Source organism: Solwaraspora sp. WMMA2101 (assembly GCF_049179175.1).
GTDB lineage: Bacteria > Actinomycetota > Actinomycetes > Mycobacteriales > Micromonosporaceae > Micromonospora_E.
Genome location: NZ_JBMHMA010000006.1, coordinates 306525 through 319489 on the forward strand (window position 1 = coordinate 306525; position 12965 = coordinate 319489).

Consider the following 12965-nt stretch of genomic DNA (forward strand, 5'->3'; position numbering starts at 1 on the left):
CTCACCCGTCCAACGGGTCCAGGCCATGCCCGCTGACCCTAATGTTTGAAGGAGACAGCTGTGACCACGTCCACCTACCTGTTCGGCGACGCCCCACCCGACACCCGCGACGACAACGCGGTCATGCTCGACGCCCTGGCCGGCATGCTCGACCCGTTCTCCCGCCGGCAGCTACGCCGCGTCGGAGTCCGCGCCGACGCCCGATGCCTCGTCGTCGCCGTCGGCGCCAGCTGCATCGCCGCGACCCTCGCCGAGATGGCCCCGCACGGCGACGTCACCGCCACCGACATCGACCTCACCCCGAGCCGCCGACGCCCCCGCGTCCGGCTGATCCGCCACAACATCGTCACCGACCCCTTACCCGACGACGGCTACGACCTCATCCACGTCCGGCTCCTCCTCGCGCACCTGCCCGCCGACCAGCGCACCGCCGTACTCGGTCGGCTCGTCGACGCCCTCACCCCCGGCGGGCTGCTCATCGTCGAGGAGTTCGAACCCACCTGGCGCAGCTCCGTACTGTCCGCCCCTGACCCCGACGAGGCCGACCGGCTCTTCGCCGCCTACCACCGGGCGTTCGGCGCTGTACTCACCGGCTCCGGCAACGACCTGACATGGGGCCGCCACGCCCACCACGCGATGCGCGCCCTCGGCCTGCACGTCGACACGACCGGCCACACCGGCACCTGGACCGGCCGACAGGCCGGCTGTCTCCTGCCCTACGCCACCGCCGGAGTCATCCGCGACCGGCTCGTCGCCGCCGGCATGACTCCCGACGACATCGACGCCTTCCGTACGCTTCTGCTCCACACCGACCTGGTGGTCAAAGGCAACCTCGCCCTGTCCCACGTCGGCCGCGTCCCCACCGGCAGTTGACATGGCCGCCGAGTACCGCCTCTACACCACCGCCACCGCACCGGTCGCCATCGTCCTGAACCTGGTCGGAACCGTGCTGCACGCCGAACCGGTCGAGATCGGCGTCGCCCGCGACGGCATCACCGTCGAAGCCTGGCCCCTACACCCCGACGACGACGACAACCTCGCTGGCTCCTACGGCCAGCACAACGCCCGCCTCGAACTGCTCTACCGCCACCGGCCCCACCACACCAACGCCGACCAGGAAACCGCCGACATCATCAACAGCGTCGTCACCCTCCTGCGAGCGCATCCGGGCGACGCCACCCTCGTCCACCACGAACAGATCGTCCTGCGCCAACGCGACGGATGGACCACCATCAACACCGACTGGCCCGGCTGGCACGAGATTCCCACCCTCCGCTGGTACCGCCAGGCGATCCCCGGCCGAAGCATGCCCACCAGCCATACCTTCCGCGGCGACACCCTCAACCGCGAGCAGATCATCGCGCTCCTCGCCCGACGCCGCACCAACCCCGTCAGCGTCCGCCTTGGCGAGCACTACCTCGTCGGCGTCGTCAACGTCGACTACGACCCCCGACACCACGAGATCGTGCTCGACCTGGACCCCATCGCCCTGTCCGACATCCTCACCATCCTCACCACCGACCGCGCCCACCCACCCGCACCGAGGACAACCAGCACATGACCCCCTACCTCCGACTCACCACCGGCCGCCGCCGCCTCATCCTCCAGACACCGCTCAGCGCCTACCGCCACCCCGACAGCGGGCAACGAATCATCGTCGTCGCTACCCACCACTACGCCGAGCCCGCCTACTACCACCAGCTGCTGCACGACATCGACCGCTACCAACACGACGGATACGTCGTCCACTACGAGAACGCCCAGTACCAGACCCCCGGCGACAACCCCACCCAGGCAGAGCAGGCCGTCCTCGACGACCTCAACGCCCTCCGCGACCTCGAGACCGTCCGGATGGCTCCCCTCGGCTGGGTACGCCAACCCAGCCTGCTCCACCACCCCACCTGGCAACGCAAAGACCTCACCGACCTCGACGTCATCCGCCACGCCGGCACCGACGCCATGACCCACTACCTCACCACCCGCCGCGCCCTGTTCGACTGGCCCGACCAGCAGGTCTGGCGACTCAGCCGCGTCTACGCCTTCTTCGCAATCAGCACGCGCATGATCGCCGCCCTGGCCGCGAAGAACGCCGTACCCCGGCCCCACCGCGACCCCCGCATGCGGGCCGTCACCCAGGTCCTCACCGACACCCGCACCGCACTCGCCCTCGACGCCGCCACGACAACCACCGACGACACCGTCATGATCTGGGGCGCGGCCCACCTCCCCGGCATCCACACCGGGCTCACCGCCGCCGGCCACCACCTCGACGGCGACCCACAGTGGCGCACCGCCGGCTACCTCCCCTCAATCGCCGCGTCCGCACTGCGCTACCTCCTCCGACAACCACCTGCCATACACCCCCGCTACCACCACGCCACGCCGGCCGCACCCCTCGGCGGCAAGCCCACCACGTGACTTCCTCACGTCCCGGCTCAGGCCACGGCCGGGCCGGCACCCGAGATCAACCAGGTACGAGACCAGTAACCTGATGTGGGCGGCGCGGAACCATGTCGATCTCCCGCAAGAATCGACCGCGCCGCCCATACAGGCCTCCATGTCAGCCAGGACGCTGTCGGTGACCCGGTTGATCAGCTGCCGGGACACGTCAGCGCCGTACACGTCGGTCAGGTGGGCGGCAATCTCCCCGGTCGTCAACCCCTTGGCGTACAGGTACAGGATGGCCTCGTTGAAGCCGTCGAGGCGGCGAGCGTGTTTGGGCACGATCCGCGGGGTGAACGACCCGGCCCGGTTCCGGGGGACCTGGATCCGCACCGGCCCGACCTCGGTCTGCGCCGTCGTGGCCCCGTGGCCGTTACGGATGTTGGTCCGCCGACCGGTCTCCTCGTCGACACCGGCGGTGTCGAGGTGGGCGTCCATCTCGGCGTCGAGCGGTGACTCGAGGACGGTGCGGGTGATCCCGGTGAGGAGCCCACCCGGTCCGACCAACGAGACTCCGTCGGCCTTGGCCCGCTCGATTAGTTGCTGGGCGAACTCCCGCTCCGCCGTCATCGGCTCCGCAAGCTGAACCGGGTTCTTCTTGTCTGCCATGACGTGGTCCTTCCTGGACAGGATCGACCTCCTGTCCAACGGACCACTCCCAGGTCAAACACGGAAATCTACGCAGTCCCGGCACCGGCCCGGACGGGACCATCGACGCAAAGGCCCTCGCGGCCTGGGCCGAGGAGGCAAGACGACGGTTGTCGGCCTCCGGCCGACTGCGCCTCGCCGACGGGAAGATCGGTGCTGTCCTCGCTTTCGCCGAGCCAGACGAGGACGGCTCGGTGCCACCTCTGGCCACCCCTGGGATACGAGCCTGCGACCGCAGCGCTAATTGATCATCACTCTCGGCGCGATGGCAGGGTAAGGCTCCTGAACTGGACGAGCACGACCGCTCCGGCGCAGGTCGTGCTGTCCCGACCCAGCCGTCCCTGCGGTCCGCACCAGTGACGTGACCGCGACCCAAACGGCCACGGCGACAACGGACCGCGACTCAACCGTGAGTCGCCACGACGCGCCTACGGGGCACCTGACGTCGGCGACGTTCCTGTCGCTGCCGGCCAGACTCACCCGGGGGTTCCTCTCCTCAGACTCGGTAGACCCCAGCCGTCGTCCCTCCCCTGGCACCCTAGGCTGCGCCCCCCTTGCTGTTGCCCGACGAGCCACGCGCATGGATGCTGCGGGGTGTCGCCCGAATCTACCGACGGCCAGTGGTCCGGGTCGGTGGCGGAGGCCGGTCAACGCCCGTCGAGGTTCAGCCGCTGCCGGGCGCCCGCCGCCCTGGCCCGCACCGCGTCGCAGAACCCCGCGTCGATCGCGTCGTCCAGGTCGCCGTTCGACGTCTGCGTGTCGTCGTCCTCGTCGGTCGGGTCGCCCGGTATCTCGGCGTACTCCTGGTAGAGCAGCCAGCAGCCCCGGATTCCGGACAGCAGGTCTTCCAGCATGTCCCGGGCCGGCCTGCGGGGATTCAACGTGGTCAGCCGAATCTTCCGGAACCCGACCGTCGAATGCGGTTCGTCCTGTCCGTACCGTTCGGCGTCGTCCTCGGCTTCCTCGATCTTCTTCCGCAGCTCGTACACGTCAGGTGCCTCGCCCTCGGCCAGGGCCACGGCGTCGCCGATCAGGCTGGTGACCGCAGCCGTCGGTGACAGGCCGATCTCCATCAGCTCGAGGACGGCGGTGGGTGTCTCGTGCGGCAACGCCTCGATGTTGTCGGCCTCCGTCACCACGGCGGTCGCGGCGATCCCGGACAACTCCGCCGCCGCGTCCGCGGCGGCCTGCAGCCAGTGCGCCGCGGCGACACACGCCGACGTCGGGTCCAGCTCGAGGAACAGCTCGTCGCTGCCGAGCGGGTTGGTCGCGAGAACCTGGTCGGCGGCGGCGACCTGTACCGGGGAGGCGTCCTGCCGGGTCAGGCACGGCCTGCACCGCTCGGCCGGACAGGTCACCCAGCTCCGCGCGTTCCACAGCGGCCAGCTCCATCTCCACCTCAGCGATCACCACAGCGGACAGTTCCGCGTCGGCGGCGCGGTGCAGGCAGCGACCCACCCGGTGCGCTAGCTCCTCGACCGGGTCGTACGAGACCAGGAGGCTGTCGTGGTCGTCTGGAAGGTTCGGTCGGCGGATGTGGTCGGCCACGGACGCGAACCCGTTCCTGGTCTGCGCGCGCCGCCACCCCTCGGTGTTGACGTCCAGGTTGTCCGCAGCGCTGGCTGGGTGGGTGTAGCAGCGCCACAACGCCTCGGACAGGCCAGTCAGCTCGGCGGCCAACGCGCGGCGCTGCGGGGCGGGCAGGTCATCTCTTACCCTCCTTCGCAACGCCCGCGGCAGCTCACCCACCCGGACGGCACGGCGCGCAGGACCCGCCATCCTGTACGCGCCGCGCCGACCACCTACCTACACGCGTTCGCCGATACCGATGCGCTGCTGCGTCGCCATCGCCCGCTCGGCAGCGGCACTGGCCCCGTACCGGCGCGGCATGTCCTCCGACGCCCAGCCCAGCAGCAGCATCAGATCGCCGGTGTCCGCACCGGCCAGCTTCCACTCGTGCGCGAAGCTGTGCCGCCACCGGTGCGCGTGCAGATCCGGCACCCCGGCGGCGGCGCCGAGCCGCTTGAGCCGGATCTTGATGCCGTTCGGAGTCAAGGGCGCCGCGCCCCGGTCGGCCAGCCACAGGCTCGGCGACGCGGCGCCCTTGTGGTTGTCCCGCGCGCGCAGGTACCGCGACAGGGCCCGCGCGGTCTTCGGCCCGAACCGCACCCGCCGGTCCTTGGCGCCCTTGCCGTGGAAGTGCACCGACTCGGTGTTCATGTCCACGTCGGAGACCAGCAGCATGCCCACCTCCGACAGACGGGCGCCGGTGTTGGCGTACAACCGGACCAGCGCCTCGTCGCGCAGGCCGACGAACCCCTTGCCCCGACACGCCTGCAGCACCTTCGCCGTGTCCGCCTCACCCAGCACCGGCACCAGCTTGGTCGGCGTCTTCGGCGGCCGCAGCCGGTCCATCGGATTGCGGTCGATGACCTGCTCGTCGCCCTGCAACCAGCGGAAGAACTGCTGCAGACACTTGTACTTGTTCAGCGCCGTCGACGCCGAGCGGGTTTCCACCATCCACGCCTGGAACGCCTCGACGTGCGCCCTGGAGACCACACACGGGTCGGCTGCGCCGTCGTCGGCGTCCGGGTCCGGCGAGTGCTCCCCCAGGTACCGCGCCAGCTGCGCCGCCGCGAGGAGATAGTTGTACCGAGTCGTCTCCGGATAGTTCCCCGAACGCAGCGACCGGTCCCAGTCCCGCAGGAACCCGGCCCACGTCCGGGACAGTCCTCCGGTCAGCTTCTGAAGATCCAACAGTGCCATGGCAACCTGCCCGAGTTTTGTAATTCAACAGCGGCGTGCTAGACCGGGCATCCATGCCAAGCAATGAAAAGAGGGCTTCCGCAAGTCGTTGACCTGCGGAAACCCTCGCGCTGTCGGGACGGCCGGATTCGAACCGACGACCCCTTGACCCCCAGTCAAGTGCGCTACCAAGCTGCGCCACGTCCCGTTGCCGTCAAGCAGCACCTGCGGCAACCGGTACAGCGTAGCGCATGGCGGATCCGGACGACACGACCCCTACCCGGCGGGCCGAGCCTGCGGGTCAGCCGTGGGCCTTGCCGCGACCACCCGGCCCGACCTGCTTACGGGGGCGCACCGACACCTCGATCGGGGTGCCCTCGAAACCGAACTCCTCGCGCAGTTTCCGCTCGACGAACCGCTGGTAGCCGGCGTCGAGTGGGCCGGTGGTGAACAGGACGAACCGGGGCGGGGCGACGCCGGCCTGGGTGGCGAAGAGGATGCGCGGAGCCCGGCCGCCGCGTACCGGGTGGGGGGTGGCCTGGACCAGCGCGGTGATCCACTGGTTGAGCTGCCCGGTCGGGATCCGCGTCTCCCAGCTGGCCAGGGCGGTCCGCAACGCCGGGGCCAGCCGCTCCACGGACCGGCCGGTCCGGGCGGAGATGTTGACCCGGATGGCCCAGGGGATGCGACGCAGATCGCGTTCGATCTCCTTCTCGAGGTAGTAGCGCCGGTCGGCGTCGACCAGGTCCCACTTGTTGAAGGCGATCACCAACGCCCGACCGGCCTCGACGACCATCGACAGCACCCGCTGGTCCTGCTCGCTGAGGGTCTCGCTGGCGTCGAGCAGGACGACGGCCACCTCGGCGGCCTCGATCGCCCCGGCGGTGCGCAGGCTGGCGTAGTACTCCGTACCGCTGGCCCGGTTGGCGCGTTTACGCAGCCCGGCGGTATCAACGAACTGCCACGGTTCGCCGCCGATCTCCACGATGCTGTCGACCGGGTCGACGGTCGTTCCGGCGACCGAGTCGACGACCGCGCGTTCCTCCCGGGCGAGCCGGTTGAGCAGGCTGGACTTGCCGACGTTGGGCCGTCCGACGAGTGCCACCCGCCGAGGGCCACGCGGCCCGCCCGGCTCGGCCATCGGCGGCGGATCGGGCAGCGCGTCGAGGACCGCGTCGAGCAGGTCACCGGAGCCGCGCCCGTGCAGCGCGGAGACCGGGTACGGCTGGCCGAGACCGAGCGACCACAGGCTGGTCGCCTCCAGTTCGACGTTGGTGTTGTCCGCCTTGTTGGCCACCAGCAGGACGGGTTTGGCGCTGCGCCGCAGCATCTTGACGGCGGCCTCGTCGACGTCGGTCGAGCCGACCGTGGCGTCCACGACGAACAGCACCACGTCGGCGGTGGCGACGGCGGCCTCGGCCTGCGCCGCGATGGCGGCCGCCCGGTCGCGCGCGTCCGGTTCCCAGCCGCCGGTGTCGACGATGGTGAACTGCCGGCCGGACCAGTTGGCGTCGTAGGGCACCCGATCCCGGGTGACTCCCGGCACGTCCTCCACGACCGCCTGCCGACGACCGATGATCCGGTTGACCAGTGTGGACTTACCGACGTTGGGGCGGCCGACGACAGCGACCACCGGTACCGGCGCGGTCGGGTCGGTCAACTCCTGCGGTACCGCCTCGGCGTTCACCGGGCGGCCTGGGCGGCGAGCAGGTGGCGGAGCTGGTCGACGACCTCGTCGATGCCCAGCTCGGTGGTGTCGAGTACGACCGCGTCCGGGGCCTGCCGCAGCGGATCCACGGCCCGGTTGGAGTCGAACTGGTCGCGCCGGGCCAGCGCCTGGGCGGTGGCCGCCACGTCGGCGGCGGTCTCGGCGCTGCGGCGCATCGCCCGGGCCTCGGCGGACGCGGTCAGGTAGACCTTGAGGTCGGCGTCGGGGGCGACGACCGAGGCGATGTCCCGCCCTTCGACGACGATCGGCGCATGGGCGGCGATGAGGGACCGTTGTTCGGCGACCATCCGTTCCCGGACCGCCGCGACGGCGGCGACCGCGGAGACCGCGGAGGTCACCTCGGCGCTACGGATCTCGCGGTCGACCGAGACACCGTCGGCGCTGATGTGCGGGTCTGTCGGATCCGTGCCGACGGTCAGGGTGACGTCGGCGGCGACCTTGCCGACCCCGTCCGGATCGTGCGGATCGACGCCGGAACGCAGTACCGCCCAGGTGACGGCCCGGTACATCGCGCCGGTGTCCAGGTACCGGGCACCGGTCGCGCCGGCCAGGCGCCGGCAGACGGTCGACTTTCCCGATCCGGACGGGCCGTCCACCGCTACCACAAAGTGCCCGGTCCGTTCCTGCTCAGCCACCGTCGCTCCTCTCACCCGCACCACTGTCCCCGGCCGTCCCACCGAGGTACGTCGGCGCGCACCCTCACGGGTGCCCACCAACGGGCTCCATCATGCCTGGCTAGTCACTGACTGCTGCGAACAGGGCGGCGACCTCCGCGTTGTTGAGCCGCCGAGTCCGACCGGGCCGCAGGTCACCGAGCCGGATCGGTCCGATGGCGGTCCGGACCAGCCGGGAGACCGGGTGCCCGACCTCCTCGAAGAGCCGTCGGACGATGTGGTTGCGCCCCTCGTGCAGCACCACCTCGACCTGGGCGGTCCGACCGAGGGTGTCGAGCAGTGCGTACTTGTCCACTTTGGCCGGCCCGTCGTCGAGGTCGACGCCGGCGAGCAACCGGCGGCCCACCGCCCGGGGAACCGGTCCGGCGACCTCGCACAGGTAGGTCTTCGGCACACCGTACGAGGGGTGCATCAGGCGATGCGCCAACGTGCCGTCGTTGGTCAGCAGCAGCAGGCCCTCACTGTCGGCGTCCAGCCGGCCGACGTGGTAGACCCGCTGGTCGACCCGGTCGAGCAGATCCGACAGCGCGGTCCGGCCCTTTTCGTCCGCCATGGTCGACACGACGCCGCGGGGCTTGTTCATCGCCAGGTACGCCAGCCGGTGGTCGGTGACGATCCGTTCGCCGTCGACGTGGATCACCGCGTTGCGCGGGTCGACCTTGTCGCCCAGTTCGGCGACCCGCCCGTCGACGGTCACCCGCCGTCGGAAGATCAGGTCCTCACAGGCGCGGCGGGAGCCGACGCCGGCGGCGGCCAGCACCTTCTGCAGGCGCTGCACACCACTGTCGTCATCGTTGGGCATCGGCGATCTCTTCCACGTCGTCGGGCAGGAACGGCGCCAGCGAGGGTAGCTCCTCGACGCTGTTCAACCCCAATTTCTCCAGGAACAGGGTCGACGTACGGTAGAGGTAGGCGCCACTCTCCGGCTCGCTGCCGCATTCCTCGATCAGCCCCCGTGTCGTCAGGGTCCGGATGACCCCGTCGCAGTTGACCCCCCGGATGGCCGAGACCCGGCCCCGGGTGACCGGCTGCTTGTAGGCGACCACCGCCAGGGTTTCCAGCGCGGCCTGGGTCAGTCGCACCGACTGCCCGTCGAGCACGAACCGCTCCACATAGGGCGCGTACTCGGGGCGGGTGTAGAGCCGCCACCCACCGGCCGCCCGGCGCAGGTCGAACCCGTGCCCGGCGGCGGTGTAGCTGTCGGAGATCTCCCGCAGCATCGCGCCGACCCGCTCGGTCGGCTGCTCCAGCACCTGCGCGAGCACGTTCTCGGAAACGGGTTCGTCGACCACCAGCATGATCGCCTCGATCGCCGGTCTGAGTTCGGCGTCGTCGAGCAGCGCCAGTGCGGCGGGTGCCGCCGGCTCCGGTTCAGGTGCCGGCTGAGACCTGGCGGTCGGCGCCGGCGGTGCCTCGGGCTCCGGCTCAGCCGCCGGCTCCGGCTCGGGCTGCCCGTCGGACGCGGCGGGTGGCTCCGCCGCCGGGACCGGCTCGGGCGCGGGTGCGGGGGGCGGTGCCGGCTCCGGGGCGGCGGCGTTCTGCGACGGTACGCTGGCCCGCGCCCACGGGGGCACCCAGGCCGCGGCCTGCTCGGCAAGCGAGTCGGGCTGCTCGTCGCTGCTCACGAAGCCTCCTCCTGGCCGGCGTCCGACTGACCGGCGTGCGGCCCGCTGGGATCTGACGGCGCGGCGGGCGTCGCCGCGGTGTCGGTTTCCGCCGGCTGGCCGGCGTACTCGTCGACGGTGAGCTCCGCTCCCCCGTGCGCGCCGCCGGTCCAGCGTACGGTGAGGTCGCCCAGCGCCTGCTCCTGGCTGAAGCCCACCAGACCTTCGCGGTACAGCTCCAGCAGCGCCAGGAACCGGGCGACGATCTCCAGGGTGGACTCGCAGTCAAGGCAGAGCGTCTCGAAGGTGGCGGTGCCGACCCGGCGCAGCCGGTCGCGCAGCAGGGTGGCGTGCTCCCGTACGCTGACCCGCACCTGGTGCACGTGGTCGATGGTGACGACCGGCACCACCCGTGGCGTCATCGCCTTGATGGCCAGTTTGGCCAACCGGGCAGGGCCGACGCCGAGCACCAGTTCGGGCAGCGCCCGGGCGTAGCGCTCTTCCAGGGTGACCGCCCGCGGGTAGCGGCGGGCACCGGCGGTCTCCAACTCGGCGATGTGCGCCGCAGCCTCCTTGAACGCCTTGTACTGCAGCAGCCGGGCGAACAGCAGGTCCCGGGCCTCCAGCAGCGCCAGGTCCTCCTCGTCCTCGACCTGGGCGGCGGGCAGCAGGCGGGCGGCCTTGAGGTCGAGCAGGGTGGCCGCGATGACCAGGAACTCGCTGGCCTCGTCGAGGTCCCAGTCGTCGCCCATCGCCCGGATGTAGGCGATGAACTCGTCGGTGACCTGGTGCAGCGCCACCTCGGTGACGTCCAGCTTGTGTTTGCCGATGAGCTGCAGCAGCAGATCGAAGGGACCGGTGAAGTTCGCCAACCGCACGGTGAACCCGGTGCCCTCGGCGGGCGGGGCCGCACCGGCGTCGTCGGAGGCCCCGGTCGGCGGCAGGGCCGCCGGGTCGGTAGCCACGTCGGCGGCCGTCGGTGCGCTCACCAGTCGACCGTAGTCCACCCGCTGCGCGAGCCGCACCGCAGGTTAGCGCTCCGCGTGGTGCGCGATGACCTCGCGGGCGAGCTGGCGGTAGTTGCGGGCACCGGACGACGCCGGGTCGAGGCTGGTGATCGGCGCGCCGGCGACGGTCGACTCGGGGAACTTGACCGTCTTGGTGATCACCGTCTGGTAGACCTTGTCGCCGAACGCCTCGACGACCCGCTGCAGCACCTGCCGGCAGTGTGTGGTGCGGCTGTCGTACATGGTCGCCAGGATGCCTTCCAGCTCCAGGTCGAAGTTGAGCCGCTCGCGGACCTTGTCGATGGTGTCGAGCAGCAGCGCCACACCGCGCAGGCTGAAGAACTCGCATTCCAGGGGGATCAGCACCCCGTGCGCCACGGTCAACGCGTTGATGGCCAGCAGGCCGAGTGACGGCTGGCAGTCGATCAGGACGAAGTCGTACTCCTTGCGGATCGACTTGAGCACCCGGGCCAGGGCCATCTCCCGGGCGACCTCGTTGACCAGCTGGATCTCGGCGGCCGACAGGTCGATGTTGGCCGGCAGCAGATGCAGTCCGGCCACATCGGTCTTGATCAGCACGTCCTCGGCGGTCACGTCGTCCTGCATCAGCAGGTTGTAGACCGAAAGGTCCAGATTGTGCGGATTGACCCCGAGGCCGACCGACAACGCGCCCTGCGGGTCGAAGTCGACAAGCAGCACCTTGCGGCCGTACTCGGCCAGCGCGGCACCGAGGTTGATCGTCGTGGTGGTCTTGCCGACCCCGCCTTTCTGGTTGGCCATCGCGATGACCCGGGCCGGGCCGTGCCGGTCGGTCGGCATCGGCTCCGGGATCGGCTTGCGCGTGGTGTACGCGGTCGGATCGGCGGGGCCGAGCTCGGCGCTGAGATCGAGCCCGGCCTGCTGTTCGCGGAGCGTCGAGGTCCACGCCTCGGCACGGTCACTGTTGCCCGCCATGTCCTGTGCGCCCCCTCCCGACGACTGCCCGGCGCCGGAGCCGACCGGCGTCTGCAGCGGCGTCGCCGCTGCGGGGCCTTCGCCTGCCGCCGTACGAAAGCCGCGCCGTTGCCCGACTGTACGCCACCGGGCGGGGGCGTGGCGGGCACCTGCCCGGCGTGTCGACCCGGCACGCCCCGTCGCCTGCCTGCGGATCAACGCCGAGCACGGGGATGCGAGGTGGCGTAGACCTCTCGGAGCCGGTCGACGGTCACCAGGGTGTAGACCTGGGTGGTGGTCACCGACGCGTGGCCGAGCAGCTCCTGCACCACCCGGACGTCCGCGCCACCGTCGAGCAGGTGGGTGGCGTAGGAGTGCCGCAGGGTGTGCGGCGACACCGCGTGCGTCCCGTCGACCGGCAGCCCGGCCCGTTCGGCCGCCCGCCGCAGCACGATCCAGGCACTCTGCCGCGACAGCTGCCCGCCCCGGGCGTTGAGAAAGATCGCCGGGCTGCCCCGACCGGCGGCGGCGAGTGCGGGACGCACCCGGGTCAGGTATGCGCGCAGCGCGTCGGCGGCGTACCGGCCGACCGGCACCAGCCGTTGCCGGCCACCCTTGCCGCGCAGCAGCACCACCGCGGCGGTGAGGTCGAGGTCGTCGACGGCCGCGCCGACCGCTTCGGATATCCGCGCTCCGGTGCCATAGAGGAACTCCAGCAGCGCGCGGTCGCGGACGGCCAACGGCGCACCGGCAGGGTCGAGGCCTCCGGCAGCGGTCAGCAACCGCTCGACCTGGTCGACGTCGAGCGCGCGGGGCAGCCGGCGGGGCGGTAACGCCGGGCGGACGTCCCGGCTGGCGTCGACGCCGGCGTGCCCTTCCCGGGCGGCGAACCGGTGCAGGCCCCGGATGGCGCTGGCGGCCCGGGCGGTGGACGCCGCCGACAGCGGTGCCTGCCCGTCGCCGCCGGCCCGCAACGTGGCCAGGTGGGTCGTGATCCGCTCGGGTCGCACCTGGGCAAGGTCCCGGACGCCGGTCGAGGCAAGTGCCGCCCGGTAGCGTTCCAGGTCACGGCGGTAGGACAGCACCGTGTTGCGGGACAGCCCGCGTTCCACCGTCAAATGGTCCAGGTAGCCACGGACGACGCGGTGCAGCGCGTCGACGGGTCGCTCGGGCAGGACGTCGT

Annotated in this window: 13 protein-coding genes and 1 tRNA gene; 3 read left to right on the forward strand and 11 right to left on the reverse strand. The window is 71.1% G+C overall.

The genetic code is table 11. From position 1 onward, the window contains the following. Positions 1–60: 60 nt before the first annotated feature. Genes ACN28F_RS01910 through ACN28F_RS01920 form a run of 3 tightly spaced genes read left to right on the forward strand, consistent with a single transcriptional unit; the run spans position 61 to position 2418 of the window. Complete coding sequence (locus ACN28F_RS01910) at positions 61–873, forward strand: class I SAM-dependent methyltransferase (protein WP_421356900.1); 813 nt, start codon at positions 61–63, stop codon at positions 871–873. Between the two features lies 1 nt (position 874). Continuing rightward, on the forward strand, positions 875–1561 hold the full coding sequence (locus tag ACN28F_RS01915; protein WP_289206427.1) for a SitI3 family protein: 687 nt from the start codon (positions 875–877) through the stop codon (positions 1559–1561). Then, complete coding sequence (locus tag ACN28F_RS01920) at positions 1558–2418, forward strand: hypothetical protein (RefSeq protein WP_421356901.1); 861 nt, start codon at positions 1558–1560, stop codon at positions 2416–2418. Before ACN28F_RS01915 ends, ACN28F_RS01920 begins: the two co-directional genes overlap by 4 nt. On the opposite strand, the gene ACN28F_RS01925 is transcribed toward ACN28F_RS01920, so the two are convergent. The 11 genes from ACN28F_RS01925 to ACN28F_RS01975 all read right to left on the reverse strand — a co-directional run bounded on the left by ACN28F_RS01925 (position 2308) and on the right by ACN28F_RS01975 (position 12957). After that, on the reverse strand, positions 2308–3051 hold the full coding sequence (locus tag ACN28F_RS01925; RefSeq protein ID WP_421356902.1) for a transposase: 744 nt from the start codon (positions 3049–3051) through the stop codon (positions 2308–2310). The genes ACN28F_RS01920 and ACN28F_RS01925 overlap by 111 nt on opposite strands. A gap of 686 nt (positions 3052–3737) precedes the next feature. Then, positions 3738–4448, reverse strand: a complete 711-nt coding sequence (locus ACN28F_RS01930) for a hypothetical protein (RefSeq protein WP_289206430.1) — start codon at positions 4446–4448, stop codon at positions 3738–3740. A 448-nt stretch (positions 4449–4896) separates the two neighbouring features. Continuing rightward, a complete protein-coding gene (locus tag ACN28F_RS01935; RefSeq protein WP_289206431.1) occupies positions 4897–5856 on the reverse strand; it encodes a tyrosine-type recombinase/integrase in 960 nt (319 codons plus the stop codon). A 113-nt stretch (positions 5857–5969) separates the two neighbouring features. Further along, positions 5970–6043 (reverse strand) — tRNA-Pro (locus ACN28F_RS01940). 93 nt (positions 6044–6136) lie between these two features. Continuing rightward, complete coding sequence (gene der, locus ACN28F_RS01945) at positions 6137–7522, reverse strand: ribosome biogenesis GTPase Der (RefSeq protein WP_289206432.1); 1386 nt, start codon at positions 7520–7522, stop codon at positions 6137–6139. Beyond that, positions 7519–8199: a (d)CMP kinase gene (gene cmk / locus ACN28F_RS01950; protein ID WP_289206433.1), complete on the reverse strand. Its 681-nt coding sequence runs from the start codon at positions 8197–8199 to the stop codon at positions 7519–7521. The genes der and cmk overlap by 4 nt, the downstream gene beginning before the upstream one ends. 100 nt (positions 8200–8299) lie before the next feature. Next, positions 8300–9040: a pseudouridine synthase gene (locus ACN28F_RS01955; RefSeq protein WP_282227610.1), complete on the reverse strand. Its 741-nt coding sequence runs from the start codon at positions 9038–9040 to the stop codon at positions 8300–8302. Beyond that, positions 9027–9863: an SMC-Scp complex subunit ScpB gene (gene scpB / locus ACN28F_RS01960; protein ID WP_289206435.1), complete on the reverse strand. Its 837-nt coding sequence runs from the start codon at positions 9861–9863 to the stop codon at positions 9027–9029. The genes ACN28F_RS01955 and scpB overlap by 14 nt, the downstream gene beginning before the upstream one ends. Then, complete coding sequence (locus tag ACN28F_RS01965; RefSeq protein WP_421361221.1) at positions 9860–10849, reverse strand: segregation and condensation protein A; 990 nt, start codon at positions 10847–10849, stop codon at positions 9860–9862. The genes scpB and ACN28F_RS01965 overlap by 4 nt, the downstream gene beginning before the upstream one ends. 24 nt (positions 10850–10873) lie before the next feature. Continuing rightward, a complete protein-coding gene (locus ACN28F_RS01970; protein ID WP_282227613.1) occupies positions 10874–11803 on the reverse strand; it encodes a ParA family protein in 930 nt (309 codons plus the stop codon). Between the two features lie 194 nt (positions 11804–11997). Continuing rightward, positions 11998–12957 carry a site-specific tyrosine recombinase XerD gene (locus ACN28F_RS01975; RefSeq protein ID WP_289210985.1) on the reverse strand — a complete coding sequence of 320 codons (960 nt, stop codon included), beginning with the start codon at positions 12955–12957 and terminating at the stop codon, positions 11998–12000. Positions 12958–12965 lie beyond the last annotated feature (8 nt).

Excerpts from the sequence above, each read along its gene's own strand:
- ACN28F_RS01915 (WP_289206427.1), top strand. The coding sequence starts at position 875 with ATGGCCGCCGAGTACCGCCTCTACACCACCGCCACCGCACCGGTCGCC.
- ACN28F_RS01920 (WP_421356901.1), top strand. The coding sequence starts at position 1,558 with ATGACCCCCTACCTCCGACTCACCACCGGCCGCCGCCGCCTCATCCTC.
- ACN28F_RS01925 (WP_421356902.1), bottom strand. The coding sequence starts at position 3,051 with ATGGCAGACAAGAAGAACCCGGTTCAGCTTGCGGAGCCGATGACGGCG.
- ACN28F_RS01935 (WP_289206431.1), bottom strand. The coding sequence starts at position 5,856 with ATGGCACTGTTGGATCTTCAGAAGCTGACCGGAGGACTGTCCCGGACG.
- ACN28F_RS01955 (WP_282227610.1), bottom strand. The coding sequence starts at position 9,040 with ATGCCCAACGATGACGACAGTGGTGTGCAGCGCCTGCAGAAGGTGCTG.
- ACN28F_RS01970 (WP_282227613.1), bottom strand. The coding sequence starts at position 11,803 with ATGGCGGGCAACAGTGACCGTGCCGAGGCGTGGACCTCGACGCTCCGC.